Raw genomic sequence first — 14881 nt, 5'->3', positions numbered from 1 at the left:
ACCGGTCGCTGATCGCCGGGCACCCCTCGTGACGCCGCCCGAGGATCGCCAGGCGCCGACGCGCGGGTCAGATCCTCGGCTGCGCGCTCGTCGCCAGCGATCCGCACAGCGCCGTCGCGTCGCCGGTCGCGTACGGGTCGGTGCCGGCCGGGCCGCCCGCCTTCGCCGTCTGCCCGGCGAGCAGCGGACGCAGCCGGTCCGCCGAGTCGTCGGCGCAGGCGAGCGGTCCGGCCTGGAGGGAGGAGACCGTCAGCTCGGCCTGGTGCATGCGCAGGTCGTCGCGGTCGAAGCGGAAGCGCAGCTCGCGCCGGACGGTGAACAGGGAGGCCTTCGCCCCGGCGTCCGAGCCCGCCGGCTTCAGGGCGTAGACGAAGGTGTGGTCCGCGACGACCTCAAGGGTGTTCGAGTCGGATTCGGTGGCCTGCAGAGTGCCCTGCACCCGGATCCTGAAGTCGGCCAGCTCGGTGCGCGCGGTGTCGAAGCGGACCAGCCAGCCGGTGGGCGCGTGCCGCCCGTCCGCGGCCGGATGGGTGAAGCTCCGGTCGAACTGGTCGAGCTGCTGGGGGTCGAGCAGGATCCGTACCGGCCGGTCGGTGCCGCCCGTGAGCACCTCCGGGTCGAGCGAGGACTTCACGAGGTAGTCCTTGGCGGTCGTCAGGGCGGCGACGACCTGGCTGTCCGAGAAGTGCGCGGTGCGGCGGGAGGCCGGCAGCGCTATACCCTCGGCGCCGACGCCGAACTGCGCCGCGGGACTGTGCGCGTACAGGTCGTCGACGTTCGCGGCGCCGGGCACCGGGGTCTGGGGCGCGAGGGGTATGACGGTCATGCGCAGCGGCTCCGGCGGCCGGGCGACGGGGTTCTGGTAGGGGTGCCGGACGCCCATGTAGATCGCGGTGCCGAAGGCGACGGCTATCAGCAGGACCAGGATCAGCGCCTGCCGGGACAGGCCGCGCTGGAGGGCGGGCCGGCGCCGTACGGCCGGGGCGTGATCGGCCATCCGCTCCCGCGCGGAGAACTCCTGGAGGCGGGCAGCGCGGACGAACGACTCGTCGAAGACGACGGATCGGTACTCGTCCTCTCCACCTGTGGGAGCGCCCTCGGGTGTCCCCTCAGGAGGGTCTCCAGGCCCGCCCATACCTTCAGAGTAGGTCGCCGGAGCCCCGGGTAAACGCGGAGGTGCGCGACAAGTTCTGACAGGAACCCACCAGGACCACCCGGGAGCGCCGGCGTGTTCGAGGGGTCGACGACGCCGCTGGTGTCACGGGGTCCTGGGCACCGCCGACACGGCCGGGTGGGAGTAGTCGGCCGAAGCCGAGGGGCCGGTGCCGGTGACCTTCTCCCGGCCCTGTTCGAGGCCCGTGGAAGCCGGTGGCGGGACCTGGTCCTGGCGGTTCGACGAGGCCCCGCGGTAGACGGCCGTGAAGGCCAGGGCGACCATGCCGATACCCATCACGACGGCCAGTACCCAGGCCACCGGGCGGTGCCAGCGGGCGTGCTTCCCGTAGATCCTGCCGTACGTTCCCGGGGCGCCGTAGCGGCCTTCGAGGACATCGGCGTCGTCCGGGTCGTCCAGGTCCGGGTCGCGGTCGTGCTCGCCGTGGCCGTCGGGTCCGAAGCCGTCCTCGTAGCGCTCGTCGTCGCCGCGGGTGCCCCGGGCGTGCGCCCGGCGCGCTTCCGCCTCGGAGGCCTCAGCCCGGGCCTGAGCGGCTGCCAGCAGGCGTTCCACGGCGGTCGGCTCATGGATCACCGCCGCCCGTACGAAGTCCTCGTCGAAGACCACGGAGGCGAACTCTTCGTCCGCACCCCCGCGGTCACGGTCGTCGTCGGGCTCCCAGCCGTCAGGGAACGGCGTGCCCCCCACGTCCTCCGGCACGGATCCAGAGTAGACCTGGGGGGTCATTTTGGGCAGACGGTATGGAAATTCATCCGCCAGGCGAGACGCCTCCCCCGCGGGCCGCACCGGCGCACGCCGTACGGCCTGCGCCGCGTTCCTCACGCCCCCGGCGTCCCGGTGCCTCAGCGGCGGATGTGCCCGTCCCCCGTGACGATGTACTTGGTGCTCGTCAGCTCCGGCAGCCCCATGGGCCCCCTGGCGTGCAGCTTCTGGGTGGAGATGCCGATCTCCGCGCCGAAGCCGAACTGGCCGCCGTCGGTGAACCGCGTGGAGGCGTTCACGGCGACCGTGGTGGAGTCCACCAACTGGGTGAAACGGCGGGCGGCCTGCTGCGAGGTGGTGACGATGGCCTCGGTGTGGCCGGAGGTCCACAGCCGGATGTGTTCGACGGCCCGGTCGAGGGAGTCGACGACCGCGGCGGCGATGTCGTAGGAGAGGTATTCCGTCTCCCAGTCCTCGGGCGTGGCCTCGACGACGGTGGCCTTGGAGTCCTTGGCGTAGGCGAGGACCCGCTCGTCGGCGTGGACGGTGACCCCGGCGGCCGCGAGGGCGTCCAGGGCGCGCGGCAGGAACTCGGGCGCGATGTCCTGGTGCACGAGGAGGGTCTCGGCGGAGTTGCAGACGCTGGGCCGCTGGGCCTTGGAGTTGATCAGGATGTCGATCGCCATGTCGAGGTCGGCGTTGGCGTCGACGTACACGTGGCAGTTGCCGGTGCCGGTCTCGATGACGGGGACGGTGGACTCCTGGACGACCGTACGGATCAGCGAGGCGCCGCCGCGCGGGATGAGGACGTCGACCAGGCCGCGGGCACGCATCAGCTCGCGCACCGACTCGCGTCCCTCGCCGGGCACCAGCTGGACGGCGTCGGCGGGCAGTCCGGCGCCTCCCACGGCGTCGCGCAGGACGCGGACGAGGGCGGTGTTCGACTCGAAGGCCGAGGAGGAGCCGCGCAGCAGGACGGCGTTGCCGGACTTCAGGCAGAGGGCGGCGGCGTCGACCGTCACGTTCGGGCGGGCCTCGTAGATGATGCCGACGACGCCGAGCGGGACGCGGACCTGGCGCAGGTCGATGCCGTTCGGAAGGGTGGAGCCGCGCACGACCTCGCCGACCGGGTCGGGCAGCGCGACGACGTCCCGTACGTCCGAGGCGATGGCGCGCACGCGCTCGGGCGTCAGCGTGAGGCGGTCGACGACGGTCTCGCTGGTCCCGGCCTCCCGGGCCCGCGCGATGTCCTTCGCGTTGGCCGCGACGATCTCGCTCGTACGGACCTCCAGCGCGTCCGCGATCGCGAGCAGCGCGTCGTCCTTCTCGGCCCGCGGCAGCGGTGCGAGGTCGGCGGCGGCGGCCTTGGCTCGGTAGGCGGCCCGGGTGACCGGAGACATCGAGTCGTACGGCGAGAGCGTGGTCATGTCGGAAGGGTAGTGCGCCGGGGGCGTCCGTCCAGCCGCTGTCCCACACCACGAGACACCCTCAAAAGGGGTGAACTCCCACCGGAGTGGCCGGAAGCGGCCCGTACCCCTCCGCGATGCGCTGGTGGTAGGTCTCGCGGTCGATGACCTCCAGGCCGACGATCTCCCAGGGCGGGAGCTTGGCGGTCTGCCGGTGCTCGCCCCACAGCCGCAGGGCGACGGCCGCCGCGTCGTGCAGGTCGCGGGCCTCCTCCCAGTAGCGGATCTCCGCGTGGTCGTTGGCGTACCGGCTGGTCAGCAGGAAGGGGTGGTCGTGGGCGAGCTGTTCGAGGCCGCGCCGTACCTCCTTCAGCGGTGCCTCGCCGCCCGAGACGCTCAGCGTGACGTGCCACAGCCGCGGCTGGTCGGCCGGCTCCTCGCCCTCGAAGCTGTCTCCGGCCGCGACGCTCGTCAGGGCCCGTTCCTCGCCCGCCGCACGGGATGAGGCTCCCCCCACCCGAGCGGAGCCGAATGAGGGTGAGGCACTACCGCGCGACGCCGCCGCCCCAGGGCGTACTCGTCTCACGACGGCCTCCTTCACGCAATGGTCGTAACAGAACCTCGGGGTCTCCCTGCAACAAAGTTGAGCAGGTGGGGAGCGTCCGCGTGGCGCTTTTACGGAGTTTCACCGCGCCGCGACGAGCGTCCGCGAAACGTTCACACCAGTTTTCGGCCGGGGTGCGGAGATTGGCCACCTGGTCGCACGCCGGCGCTACGGCGCAAGGGTGCCACGGACAGACGTCCTACGGATGCAGGAGCACCAGGTCGTCGCGGTGGACGACCTCGCGTTCGTAGGCGGGGCCCAGTTCGCGCGCCAGCTCGCGGGTGGAGCGGCCGATGAGCTGCGGGATCTCCTTGGCGTCGAAGTTGACCAGGCCCCGCGCGACCGCGCGGCCGCCGCTGTCGCGCAGCTCGACGGGGTCACCGGCGGCGAAGTCGCCCTCGACGGCCGCGATACCGGCCGGCAGCAGCGAGGTGCGCCGGTCGACGACGGCGCGCACGGCCCCGTCGTCCAGGACGATCGCGCCCCGCGGGGTCGAGGCGTGCTGGAGCCACAGGAGCCGGTCGGCGGAGCGCTTGCCCGTGGGGTGGAAGTAGGTGCCGGTGTCCCCGCCCGCCAGGGCCTCGGCGGCGTGCACGGCGGAGGTGAGGACGACGGGGATGCCCGCGGCCGCCGCGATCCGGGCGGCCTCGACCTTGGTGACCATGCCGCCGGTGCCGACGCCCGCCTTGCCCGTGCTGCCGATGTCGATGTGCGCGAGGTCCCGCGGCGCGCGCACCTCCGCTATCCGGGACGTGCCGGGCTTGGCGGGGTCGCCGTCGTAGACACCGTCCACGTCGGAGAGCAGGACCAGCAGATCGGCGCGGACGAGGTGGGCGACGAGGGCGGCGAGGCGGTCGTTGTCGCCGAAGCGGATCTCGTCCGTGGCGACGGTGTCGTTCTCGTTGACGACCGGCAGGGCGCCCATCGCGAGGAGTTCGTCGAGGGTGCGGGCGGCGTTGCGGTGGTGGGCGCGGCGGCTGGTGTCGTCGGAGGTGAGGAGCACCTGTCCGACGCGGATGCCGTGCCGGGCGCAGGACGCGGTGTAGCGGGCGACGAGGAGGCCCTGGCCGACGCTGGCGGCGGCCTGCTGCCGGGCGAGGTCCTTGGGACGGCGGCGCAGGCCGAGCGGGGCCAGACCGGCCGCGATGGCGCCGGAGGAGACGAGGACGATCTCCTTCTCGCCGCCGCTGCGGTGCTTGGCGAGCACGTCGACGAGGGCGTCGACACGGTCCGCGTCGAGGCCGCCCGCGGCCGTCGTCAGCGAGGAGGAGCCCACCTTGACGACCGTCCGGTGGGCCCGTGCCACAGCCTGCCGTACCGCTGCCGCCCGTCCTGCCGCGTTCCCTTCCGCCTGCCCTGCCACCTGCGGTGTGTCCCCTCGCGTCGGTCCGTCGTCCCGCCGGGCAATCTACGCGAAGGGGCCGGGCCGACGCCTCCCGGTCCAGCTGGCGGACGCCTCCGCGTAGTCGCCCGCTCACAGCTCGCGCAGTCGGAAAAGGTTGTACACGTTCCTCATGGAACTTAAAGAGGACGCAAAGATAAGTTGAACGTTGTGGCACCTAATGTTCATCCAGTGAAGCGCATACTCCTGAGATCAGGGAAAAGCCCGTTCGACGTAGTCCCTGTGGAGCAGGCCCTCCACCAGGACGTCTTCGCCACCAACTCGGGCAATCTGATCTTCAGCGACGCCGCGCACAAGATCCTCACGACCCCGGGGACCGAGGTCGTGTCGAACGGCATCCGTACGAACGTCGCGGCCGCGGGCCGGATCAACGAGGAGTTCGACGCGTTCGTCGTGCCGTTGGCCAACGCCTTCCGGCCCTCGTTCGAGCCCCAGCTCAGACGCCTGACGCAGCTCATCGGCAAGTTGCGGATACCCGTGGTCGTGCCGGGGATCGGCGCGCAGACCGGCCTCGACTACAACCCGGCCCGGCTGAAGCCCATGGAGCCGGCCGTACGGGAGTTCGTCGCCGCCGTTCTCGACCGCAGCGCCTCCATCGGGGTGCGCGGCGAGTTCACCGAGCGCTATCTGAAGGACATGGGCTTCCGTGACGTCGAGGTCATCGGCTGCCCGTCGATGTTCATGTACGGCAAGGACCTGGACGTCCGCAAGGGTTCTCCCGAGCTCGGTCCCGAGTCCCGGATCGCGGTCAACGGTTCGCACAGCGCGCTGAAGTCCCAGGGTCTGGACCCGGTGATCCGCCGGGCGCACACGCGCTATCCGTATCTGCGCTTCATCGGACAGAACCTGAGTGACGCCCGCCAGCTGCACTGGCGCGACCTGTCGGACCCGAACGCCTCCGTCACCGCGATGCCCACGCACCCGGACCACCCGATGTACCGCGAGGACAAGGTCCGCGTCTACATCGACCCCGTCACCTGGATCGACGACCTGCGGGACTTCGACTTCTCGTTCGGCTCCCGCATCCACGGCAACATCGCGGCGCTCCTCGCGGGTACGCCCGCGACCGTGCTGTGCGGCGACTCGCGCACCCTGGAGCTGTGCCGCTACTTCGACATCCCGCACCGCAGGATCAAGGGAATGTCGCGGGACCTCGACCCGGCCGAGCTGTACGCGGAGGCGGACTTCGGCGCGCTGAGGGGCGGCCACCAGGAGCGTTTCGAGCGCTTCACGGGCTTCCTGGACCGCAACGGCCTGCGGAACACGTTCACGCACGGCGACGGGGGCGCAGCCTACGACAGGCGCATGGCCTCGCTCGCCTTCCCGGCCGGCGTCCGCCCCTGGAACGACGCCGACGTGGCCTCGCTCACCACCCGGTTCGGCTGGCTGCAGACCCGTATCACCGAGTTGTCCACGGACAACGCCAAGCTGCAGCGTGACCTCGACCGGGCCCGCAAGGGCACCCCGAAGGCCCTGGTGCGGGCCGTCGTACCGCAGCGCTCCGTCTACCGCATGGCGCGCCGCGCGGTGGGGCGTCCCCTGCGCAAGGCGCTGCAGTCCGGCCGGCAGTAGCGCCCGCCCTCGCGGGGTGCGTACTCCCCCGGTACGCACCCCGTCGACGCCCGTTCCGGCCGCCCCCCAGGTGCCGGAACGGGCGTCTCACGTCATCCCTGCGCGCGGCGCCCCAGCACCTTGCGGGCCACCCGGCGCGCGGTGCGCATACCGGGGAAGTGGGCGGCGGGCGCGAACTTGAAGCTCTCGATGGTGACCGTCTCGCGGGCGGTCGGGACGAACCAGCTGTCCGGGACGGGCGCCGCCTTGTCCCGGAAGTGCGGGTAGCCGAGATAGGCCTTGCGGCTGCGCGGGTCCACGTGGAGCGTGGGCGCCTTCTTCTTCTTGAGGAACACCAGGAGGTCGACCAGGAGGTCGGCCCGGCCCAGCCCGGCCAGGTTCATCCGCAGCCGCTCGTTGACCTTGAGACGGTCGGCGACGCCCTCGGTCCAGTACGCGTCGATCAGCGGCTCGGCCAGCGCGAGCTTGTCGCGTCTGACCTCCTCGTCGTCCTTGAGGAAGGCGGGACCGAACTGCGGGAGCAGGGTGATGAGGAAGGGCCGGACCATCAGGCCGTCGCGGCGCTTGCCCGCGGGCACGTGCTCGGCGATCAGCCCCATCAGGGCACGGGCGGAGTCGAACCGCAGCCGGTAACCGCCGCTCTTGGTCACGTGCTTGCCGTCCTCGCGGCCGACCAGGTAGTAGCAGTCGTAGTCGGCGATCACGGAGACACCGTCGGCGCGGAGGTAGGCCTCCATGGTGAACAGGGCGTCCTCGCCGGTCTTCAGGGACTCGTCGAAGTGCATGTCGTGCCGGGTGAGCAGCTCGCGCCGGAAGAGCTTCTGCGCGCTGAGCGTGAACTTGATCTGCGAGGAGAACACGTCCGTGCGGGGCAGGGTCTTGCCCCACATCGACTTCGGGGCGATGCGGTTGACCCCGATCACCTTGCCGAGCACGACGTCCGTGCCCTGCGCGTCGGCCATCGCGACCATGCGCTCCAGCGCCTCCGGGCCCAGGTGGTCGTCGGCGTCGAGGAAGAAGACGTAGCGTCCGCGGGCCTTGTCGAGACCGACGTTGCGCGGACCGCTGGGGCCGCCCGAGTTGGCCTGCCGGATCACGGTGACCGCCATGGCCGCGCGCTCCGCGAACTCCTCCAGCCGCTCCCCCGTGCCGTCCGTCGACCCGTCGTCGACGGCGATGACCTCGATCCGGTCGGGACCGAGAGTCTGCTCCTCCACCGACCGCAGGCACTTGACCAGGTAGGGCATGGCCTCGTACGCCCCGATGATCACGCTGACGTCAGGCTGCGTCACTGTCACGTTTCCCCATCGTCATCAGAATATTTCCCCCGTATCACCGCAAGGACTACTTAGAAGACGGGCGAGAACAGGAATCGGTTGCCTGATGAACCCTCACGTGTGACGTGCTTCACAGAAAGAAGCCCGGCTCCGAGGGTGTACCTCGGAGCCGGGCTCTGTCATACGCGCGTGGACGACCGGCGGCCGGCCGGCGGCGAGGGGATCATCCCTTGACCGCCGCACCGCCCGTCTCGCCCGCGGTCGCGGCCCGCTGGCCGGGCACCGCGCCCGCCGGCTCCGCCGCGGCGGACGACGCCGCGGCCTCCTGGCCCTGGTTGCGCACCCGGGCCTTCTTCGCCAGGTCGCGCACCGCGCCGTTGAACTGGTCGATCGAGGCCGGCTCGTCGGGACCCAGCAGGTACCGCTTCAGTTCCCGGCGGTCGGCGGCCAGCGTGTCCGCCGACGGGTCGGCGACCCCGGCGAGCAACTCGTCCAGTTCGGCGGCCGAGTTGGAGAGGATCACGGCGGCGCGCACCGCGGTGTTCTGCCGCTTGAACTCCTCGGCGCCCAGTTCCGCGGAGTCCGTGACCGCGTACGGCTTGCCGCTCGCGATGAAGTCGGAGACCACGCTGGATATGTCCGAGACCATCGCGTCGGAGACGTTGAAGCAGTCGTACAGGCGGGGCTCGGCGCCGGTGATGACCCGGTGCTCGGCGCCGGGGAAGGAGCGCCAGTAGGCGTCGTTCCACTCGGCGCGCAGCCGGGCGACCTCGGCGTGCGCCGCGGTGTCGACCATGCCGTCACGGGTCGCCTCGGCCTCGTCGCCGCTCTCGGTGACACCGGTCAGCCGCTCGATACGGGCCGCGATCCGGGCCAGCTCGGCCACGGCCGCGCTCCGGGCCGCCGCGTCGCCGGTGAAGCGGGGATCGGCGGCGCGTTCGGCGGCCGCCTTCGCGACCAGCGCGACGATCCGCTCGTGCACGGCCTTGGCCTGCGCGCTGCGGGTGCCGGTGAACGGGTGCGGCTTGTAGAGGACACGGACCGGCGGATCGGCCTGTACCAGGCGGCGGACGATGTTCTCGCCCGCCAGCAGGATCGAGGTGTTGCCCGGGTTGTCGTCCCAGCCCTCCCAGGTGGGGGCGTACAGGATCGTCGGGCAGCGTCCGTCGGCGGCGGCGCCGGGAAGTCCGTCCGGCGCCTCCTGCCGGGTCCGGATCGGCGCGAGCTGCGGGCGGCCGACCTCGGCGATGTCGTCGTCACGGACGCCGACGTCGGCGATGGCGTAGCGGTCGCGTCCCGCACGGCCGGCGGTCCACACCTCGTCGTACGCCTTGCTGAACGGGTTGACGCTGGCGAGCTTGTCACTGTCGCCGTGTCCGATGAAGACGTGCTTCATGGTGGGCACGCGCAGCAGATGGATGTTCTTGCCGACGTTCGCCGCGTACAGCGCGACACGCACCGTGGACAGGTCCATGTTCATCAGGTGCACCCCTCCGGGCACGCAGATGACCGGCACCGTGGTGGGCGCCATCCGGTCCAGGACGGCGCGCTCGCGCAGGATGATCAGCGGCCGGGTGTCCAGCTGCTCCATCGTCTCCAGCCACATGTTGACCTGGTACGCGGAGTCCTTGGAGCCCGAGAAGTAGAGCACCGTCTCCGGGCGGTACTCGCGCAGCCAGCCGTCGACCGCGGCGAGGACCTTCTCCGCGTTCGGCGGGGTCTTCCCGGCCCGGATGTACGGGACGAGCGCGACGACGTAGAGGAACGCGAGGCCCAGCGTGACCGCGATGCCCGCGAAGCCGTACACGTTGGTGTCGGTGGCCGCGGTGACGAGCACGCCGGTGACCGCCACCAGGTCGAGGTGAAGCATCTTCTCCGCGGCCCGGTTCAGCAGGCGGCGCGGCGGCGCGTCGGGGATGCGGACGCGGGAGGCCAGGTCGACGTTGCGGGTGGCGACGGGCATCTTGCGGCGCAGCCGGATCAGCGTGACCAGCGCGCTGTGCGGGGCCTGGAAGCCGTAGAAGGCGAGGAAGCACGCGATCGCCGCGTAGAAGACCATGCTGTTGGACAGGTCGAGACGCGCCAGGAGGAGCACCAGCAGCAGCTGTCGCACCAGGAATCTGATGGACAGACCGGCACGCACCTTGCTGAGGCGGTTGACCAGATAGCTGCCACGACGGTGCAGATAGTGGTCCGCCAGGTACGTCACGGCGGCCGCGGCGGCGAAGGCACCGACGCTCGGCAGGAGCGCCGCGAGCATCAGGCAGGGAAAGCCCAGCATCATGAGGGCCGCCGCAGCCAGCTCGGCGGCACTGCCCACCCGGGCAACGCGTATAGCGGTGGAAATCACGGATAAACCTGCTCTTGGAGGGGAGTGCCGGTTTGGTACGGAAAATGCGCTTGGTTCTGAAAAAGAACTGAAGCGGCTTTGTGAACGTTCTGGGAAATCTACGGATTCAGGCCTCTGTGAATGCGCAGCGAACACGCACCCACAGAGGCCTGAATTACCGAAAGATATTGAGATTGATTATGCCACGCCGTCCTGCCGGTCCAGCACGCTCGCCAGCGCCGCCTCGAAGCCGGAGCCCTGCCCGGCGCGCGCCGTCGGGTCCTGCTGGCGCACGTCGATGACGTGACCGGTCAGTTCGGAGACGAGGACGTCGAGCGAGGTGCGCGCCACGGCCTCGGAGGAGAGCAGCGAGCCCGTGGGCTCCTGGCCGAAGGCCTTGGTGCGCATCGGGGTCGCGGTGCGCTCGGGGTTGATGCAGTTGACGCGGATGCCGTCGCCGGCCCACTCGTCGGACAGCGCCTGGGTGAGGTTCACCATGGCGGCCTTGGTGGAGGAGTAGAGGCTGTACTCGGCGCGGCCGCGGGTGTAGCTGCTGGAGGTGTAGAGGAGCAGCTGCCCCTTGGTCTCGGCCAGGTACTTGTACGAGGAGCGGGCGATCTGCACCGGGGCCAGGTAGTTGACCTTCAGCGCTTCCTCGATGGTCGCGTTGTCCGTCTCGGCCAGCTTGCCGATGCGCAGCACGCCGGCGGTGTTGATCACGTAGTCGATGCGCCCGGTCTCCGCGTAGGCCGTGGACAGCGCGTCGTCGACCTCCTCCGGGTTCTCGACGTGCGTGCCGGTGGTCGAGCGGCCGAGGGCGTAGGTCTTCGCCCCGTAGCCCGCGGCGAGCTCGGCTATGTCCTTGCCGATGCCGTACGAGCCGCCGAAGACCACCACGGTCTTGCCGGTGAGCAGTTCGCGGTAGGCGGCCTCGTCGGCCTGCTCGGGCGCGGCGGTGGAGGCGAGCTGGAAGAGCTTGTCGGCGATGAAGACGTCGACGGGCTGGGTGACCTTCATGTTGTACTCGTCACCCGCGACGACGTGGATCGGCACGTCCGGCAGGTACTTGAGCACGACCGAACAGTCGTCGGTGGCCTGGAAGTTGGGGTCACCGGAAGCGACCTCGTAGGCGCGGCGGATCGTGGACAGCTTGAACGCCTGGGGCGTCTGGCCGCGGCGCAGCCGGGAGCGGTCCGGGATCTCGGTGATGAACTCGCCGTCCTCGCCGTGGGTGCGGGTCACGATGATCGTGTCCGCGGACGGGATGGCGACGTCCACGGCCTGGAAGCGCTCCAGCGCGGTCACGCAGTCGTCGATCACGCGCTCGGACAGCAGCGGGCGTACGGCGTCGTGGAACAGGACGTTCGCGTCCTCGCCCTCGGCCAGGCCCTCGCCGAGGGCGGCGATGGCGCGCTCGGTCGTCTCGTTCCGCGTCGAGCCGCCCTCGATCACCTTGGTGACCTTCTTCAGCCCCGCCTTCGCGACGATCTTCTCGACGTCCGGGACGTAGCCCGGGGCCATCAGCACGATGATGTCGTCGATCGAGTCGGCCTGCTCGAAGGTGGTCAGCGTGTGCTCGATGACCGCCTTGCCGGCGATCTTCAGCAGTTGCTTCGGAATCGACAGACCCACCCGCTGGCCGGTGCCGCCGGCCAGGATCACTGCGGTGGTACGGGGCTTGGCAATGTGCTCAGACACAGGTGACCTACCTTGGGGCGACAGGGAACATTCGGATGGTCCCACTTACGGTTACTGCGGTGCAAGGTGAGCGACCTCTGCCGCATATGTGCGCGCAACCGGATATTCACCTTGCATGCAGGCGACTTCCCGGAGACCTGTCCGGGTTGTACGGATTTGCTGTGAGTAAGTGCACACGTTTTCCCTGATCCCTTCACGTCCGCTCCGGGCAGGGAAGGCCGCGACCCCGCCCGGCACCGGACGAGGTGTCCGCTTCCTGTGCCGGCGGTCACGCCCGCTTCGGGTGCCCGAGGCGCCCGGGTCGCTCCGTGACGCGCCCGCTCAGGACCTGACGGGTTCCCCGGACCGCGTCGGGTGAACCGGTCGCGAGGCCGCGAGGGCGCACCGACCCCGGCACCCGGGGACGCGGCCACAGCGGGAGCCCATGGAATGGAGAGCCGCCCGCGGAGATCTGGGCCGCCGGGCCACTGGCCGCCGGGCCGCCGGAGCACCGGGCCGCCGGAGCGCCCGGCCCGCGGCACGGTCCGTACCGCCCGTACCCCCCCGTACCGCCCTTCCACCCCTACCGCCCTCACCGCGAGGGCGGGGTCTTCGCCGGCGTGAACGGGGTCCGTGAGGGGCCGGCGTCGTCGGGGAGAGCGCCCAGGCCGTGGCGGTGGGGGCCGGGCGGCCGGCCTTCCGGGCGGGTGCGTCGAATCTCTCACCCGAGTCACACCCGGGAACGCTCCGGGACCACGTGAGTCCCCCGGCCCCGCGGGTCGGGGCGGGCCGGGGAGATCCGTGAGCGCCGGAGCGTTCCCGTCCGGACGGTCAGACCAGGCGTACGCCCGGTTTCCCCGCCTCGACCCGCAGCCGGGCCAGCGTGCTGGAGGCGGCGTCCGGCCGCAGCACCGTCCCGGGGGCGCGCACCGTCGCGTCGATGCCGTCGCGCCCGATGTCGAAGAGGTGGTAGCCGCGGTGGGCGTCGATGAACTTCCAGTGCGGGTTGTCCGGCATCCGCGGGTCCCACTCCGCGTGGAACGCGGCCTGGTCCTGGTCGCCGCCGCTGGAGATCGAGGTCCCCACGAACTCGGCGCCGACGACGTCGGAGTCCGGCTCCGCGAAGTCCCGCCTGAGATCACTGACCATGCTGAGATGGCGGTCGCCGGTCAGCACCACGGGGTTGCGCACGCTCGCGAACTCGCCCATCAGCGCGTTGCGTTCGGCCTGGTAGCCGTCCCACGCGTCGTAGTACCAGAGCTTGCCCTCGCCCACCTGCAGATCGGTCTCGGCCATCATGATCTGCGAGGCGATGAGGTTCCAGCGGGCCGGCGAGTGGTGCAGGCCGTCGAGCAGCCACTCCTTCTGCGCGGCGCCGAGCATGGTCATCGAGGGGTCCTCGGCGCCCGCCCGGCCGGTCGCCTGGTCGCTGCGGAACTGCCGGGTGTCCAGCACGTTCAGCCGGACCAGCCGGCCGAAGTCGAGGCGTCGGTACATCTGGATGTGCGGCCCGTCCGGGACCGCGGTCGCCCGGACCGGCATGTGCTCGTAGTACGCCTGGTAGGCGGCCGTCAGCCGGGCCACGAAGGCGTCGTGCGACTGTTTGGCCGGGTCCTGCGGGACCTCGCCGGCGAAGTCGTTGTCGACCTCGTGGTCGTCGAAGGTGACCACCCAGGGCGCGGCCGCGTGCATCGCCGCGAGGTGCGGGTCGGTGCGGTACTGCGCGTAGCGGTTGCGGTACTCGACCAGCGTGTACGGCTCCCCGCCGCCCTCGTGCCGGCGGACGGCCGTCGCGGACGGCGCGGACTCGTAGATGTAGTCACCGACGAACAGGACGAGGTCCGGGTCCTGGCCGAGCATGTCGGCGTACGGCGTGAAGTAGCCGTTCTGCCAGTTCTGGCAGGAGGCCAGGGCGACGCGGAGCGAGCCGCCGCGGCTGTGCGGGTGCGGCGCGGTGCGGGTGCGTCCGACGGGCGAGAGCCGGCCCGAGGCGCGGAAGCGGTACCAGTAGGCGCGGTCGGGGCGCAGACCGCGTACGTCGACGTGGACGCTGTGCCCGTACGCGGGCAGCGCCTGCGTGACGCCCCTCCGTACCGGCCTTCTGAAGCGGGCGTCCTCGGCGACCTCCCATTCCACCGGCACCGCGCGGTCGGGCATGCCACCGCCGCCGAGCGGGTCGGGTGCGAGTCTGGTCCAGATCACGACGGCGTCGGGCAGCGGGTCCCCGGAGGCCACGCCGAGCGTGAACACCTCCCCGGGCAGGGGTGTTTCGGCCGCGCGGGCGGTGGTGGGCCGCCACAGCTGGGTGGTGGCCGCCGCACCGAGCACCGCGCCCCCAGCGGTGAGTAAGCGGCGTCGATCGCGTGAGAATGCTCCGGTCATCGGCGAACTCCCTTGCTTCGGTGGCCCCTCGGACATCAGAAGGCTCACACGGCGCAACGACACGGTCGCTGAACGGAGTTCATCAAGCGCATGACAAATAGGCGAGCAAAGAGCGACCCGCCGCGGTGGGGAAGGCCCCCTGCGACGCGACGGGTCCGGCGGTTTCCCTGTGTCCGGCACGCGCCCGGCGTCCGGCGCGCTCTCGATGTCCGGCACGCGCCCGGTCTTCGACGGTCTCCCGGTCTTCGACGGTCTCCAGGTGTCCGGCGGTCTCCAGGTGGCCGACCGCTTCTAGGTCCTGACGATCTCTCAGCCGTTGAACCCCGGGGCCGGCCGGGCACCGGTGGCGACAGTGC

Annotated in this window: 11 protein-coding genes; 2 read left to right on the top strand and 9 right to left on the bottom strand. The window is 71.0% G+C overall.

Annotation, left to right across the window (positions count from 1 at the left end; translation table 11 throughout):
- Positions 1-67 precede the first annotated feature (67 nt).
- The 5 genes from GFH48_RS26485 to proB all read right to left on the bottom strand — a co-directional run bounded on the left by GFH48_RS26485 (position 68) and on the right by proB (position 5192).
- Positions 68-1135 carry an SCO2583 family membrane protein gene (locus GFH48_RS26485; protein ID WP_153290644.1) on the bottom strand — a complete coding sequence of 356 codons (1068 nt, stop codon included), beginning with the start codon at positions 1133-1135 and terminating at the stop codon, positions 68-70.
- A 123-nt stretch (positions 1136-1258) separates the two neighbouring features.
- A complete protein-coding gene (locus GFH48_RS26480; protein WP_455431628.1) occupies positions 1259-1873 on the bottom strand; it encodes an SCO2584 family spore wall biosynthesis protein in 615 nt (204 codons plus the stop codon).
- A gap of 143 nt (positions 1874-2016) precedes the next feature.
- Complete coding sequence (locus GFH48_RS26475) at positions 2017-3303, bottom strand: glutamate-5-semialdehyde dehydrogenase (RefSeq protein ID WP_153290642.1); 1287 nt, start codon at positions 3301-3303, stop codon at positions 2017-2019.
- 61 nt (positions 3304-3364) lie between these two features.
- Complete coding sequence (locus tag GFH48_RS26470) at positions 3365-3868, bottom strand: hypothetical protein (protein ID WP_194280675.1); 504 nt, start codon at positions 3866-3868, stop codon at positions 3365-3367.
- Between the two features lie 217 nt (positions 3869-4085).
- Positions 4086-5192: a glutamate 5-kinase gene (proB, locus tag GFH48_RS26465; protein WP_153293119.1), complete on the bottom strand. Its 1107-nt coding sequence runs from the start codon at positions 5190-5192 to the stop codon at positions 4086-4088.
- 267 nt (positions 5193-5459) lie between these two features.
- Here proB and GFH48_RS26460 point away from each other — a divergent pair, with 267 nt between their 5' ends.
- Positions 5460-6860 (top strand): polysaccharide pyruvyl transferase family protein, encoded by a 1401-nt coding sequence (locus tag GFH48_RS26460; protein ID WP_153290640.1) that lies wholly within the window; start codon positions 5460-5462, stop codon positions 6858-6860.
- 92 nt (positions 6861-6952) lie between these two features.
- Here GFH48_RS26460 and GFH48_RS26455 read toward each other — a convergent pair whose 3' ends face one another.
- The 4 genes from GFH48_RS26455 to GFH48_RS26440 all read right to left on the bottom strand — a co-directional run bounded on the left by GFH48_RS26455 (position 6953) and on the right by GFH48_RS26440 (position 14525).
- Positions 6953-8158 (bottom strand): glycosyltransferase family 2 protein, encoded by a 1206-nt coding sequence (locus GFH48_RS26455; protein ID WP_153290639.1) that lies wholly within the window; start codon positions 8156-8158, stop codon positions 6953-6955.
- A gap of 202 nt (positions 8159-8360) precedes the next feature.
- Positions 8361-10487, bottom strand: coding sequence for a hypothetical protein (locus tag GFH48_RS26450; RefSeq protein WP_153290638.1), 2127 nt, complete (start codon positions 10485-10487; stop codon positions 8361-8363).
- Between the two features lie 177 nt (positions 10488-10664).
- Positions 10665-12164 (bottom strand): bifunctional cytidylyltransferase/SDR family oxidoreductase, encoded by a 1500-nt coding sequence (locus GFH48_RS26445; RefSeq protein WP_153290637.1) that lies wholly within the window; start codon positions 12162-12164, stop codon positions 10665-10667.
- 810 nt (positions 12165-12974) lie between these two features.
- Positions 12975-14525 carry an alkaline phosphatase D family protein gene (locus tag GFH48_RS26440; RefSeq protein ID WP_153290636.1) on the bottom strand — a complete coding sequence of 517 codons (1551 nt, stop codon included), beginning with the start codon at positions 14523-14525 and terminating at the stop codon, positions 12975-12977.
- 169 nt (positions 14526-14694) lie between these two features.
- Here GFH48_RS26440 and GFH48_RS39770 point away from each other — a divergent pair, with 169 nt between their 5' ends.
- Entirely contained in the window at positions 14695-14820 is a 126-nt protein-coding gene (locus GFH48_RS39770) for a hypothetical protein (RefSeq protein WP_265590178.1), read from the top strand.
- Positions 14821-14881: the final 61 nt, after the last annotated feature.

The organism is Streptomyces fagopyri, from assembly GCF_009498275.1.
Classification (GTDB): Bacteria; Actinomycetota; Actinomycetes; order Streptomycetales; family Streptomycetaceae; genus Streptomyces; species Streptomyces fagopyri.
The sequence above is the reverse complement of the archived record's forward strand: the minus strand, read 5'-3'. Positions and strand labels throughout refer to the sequence as shown.

Coding starts and splice junctions, on each gene's coding strand:
- GFH48_RS26485 (WP_153290644.1), bottom strand. CDS start 1,135: ATGGGCGGGCCTGGAGACCCTCCTGAGGGGACACCCGAGGGCGCTCCC.
- GFH48_RS26475 (WP_153290642.1), bottom strand. CDS start 3,303: ATGACCACGCTCTCGCCGTACGACTCGATGTCTCCGGTCACCCGGGCC.
- GFH48_RS26440 (WP_153290636.1), bottom strand. CDS start 14,525: ATGACCGGAGCATTCTCACGCGATCGACGCCGCTTACTCACCGCTGGG.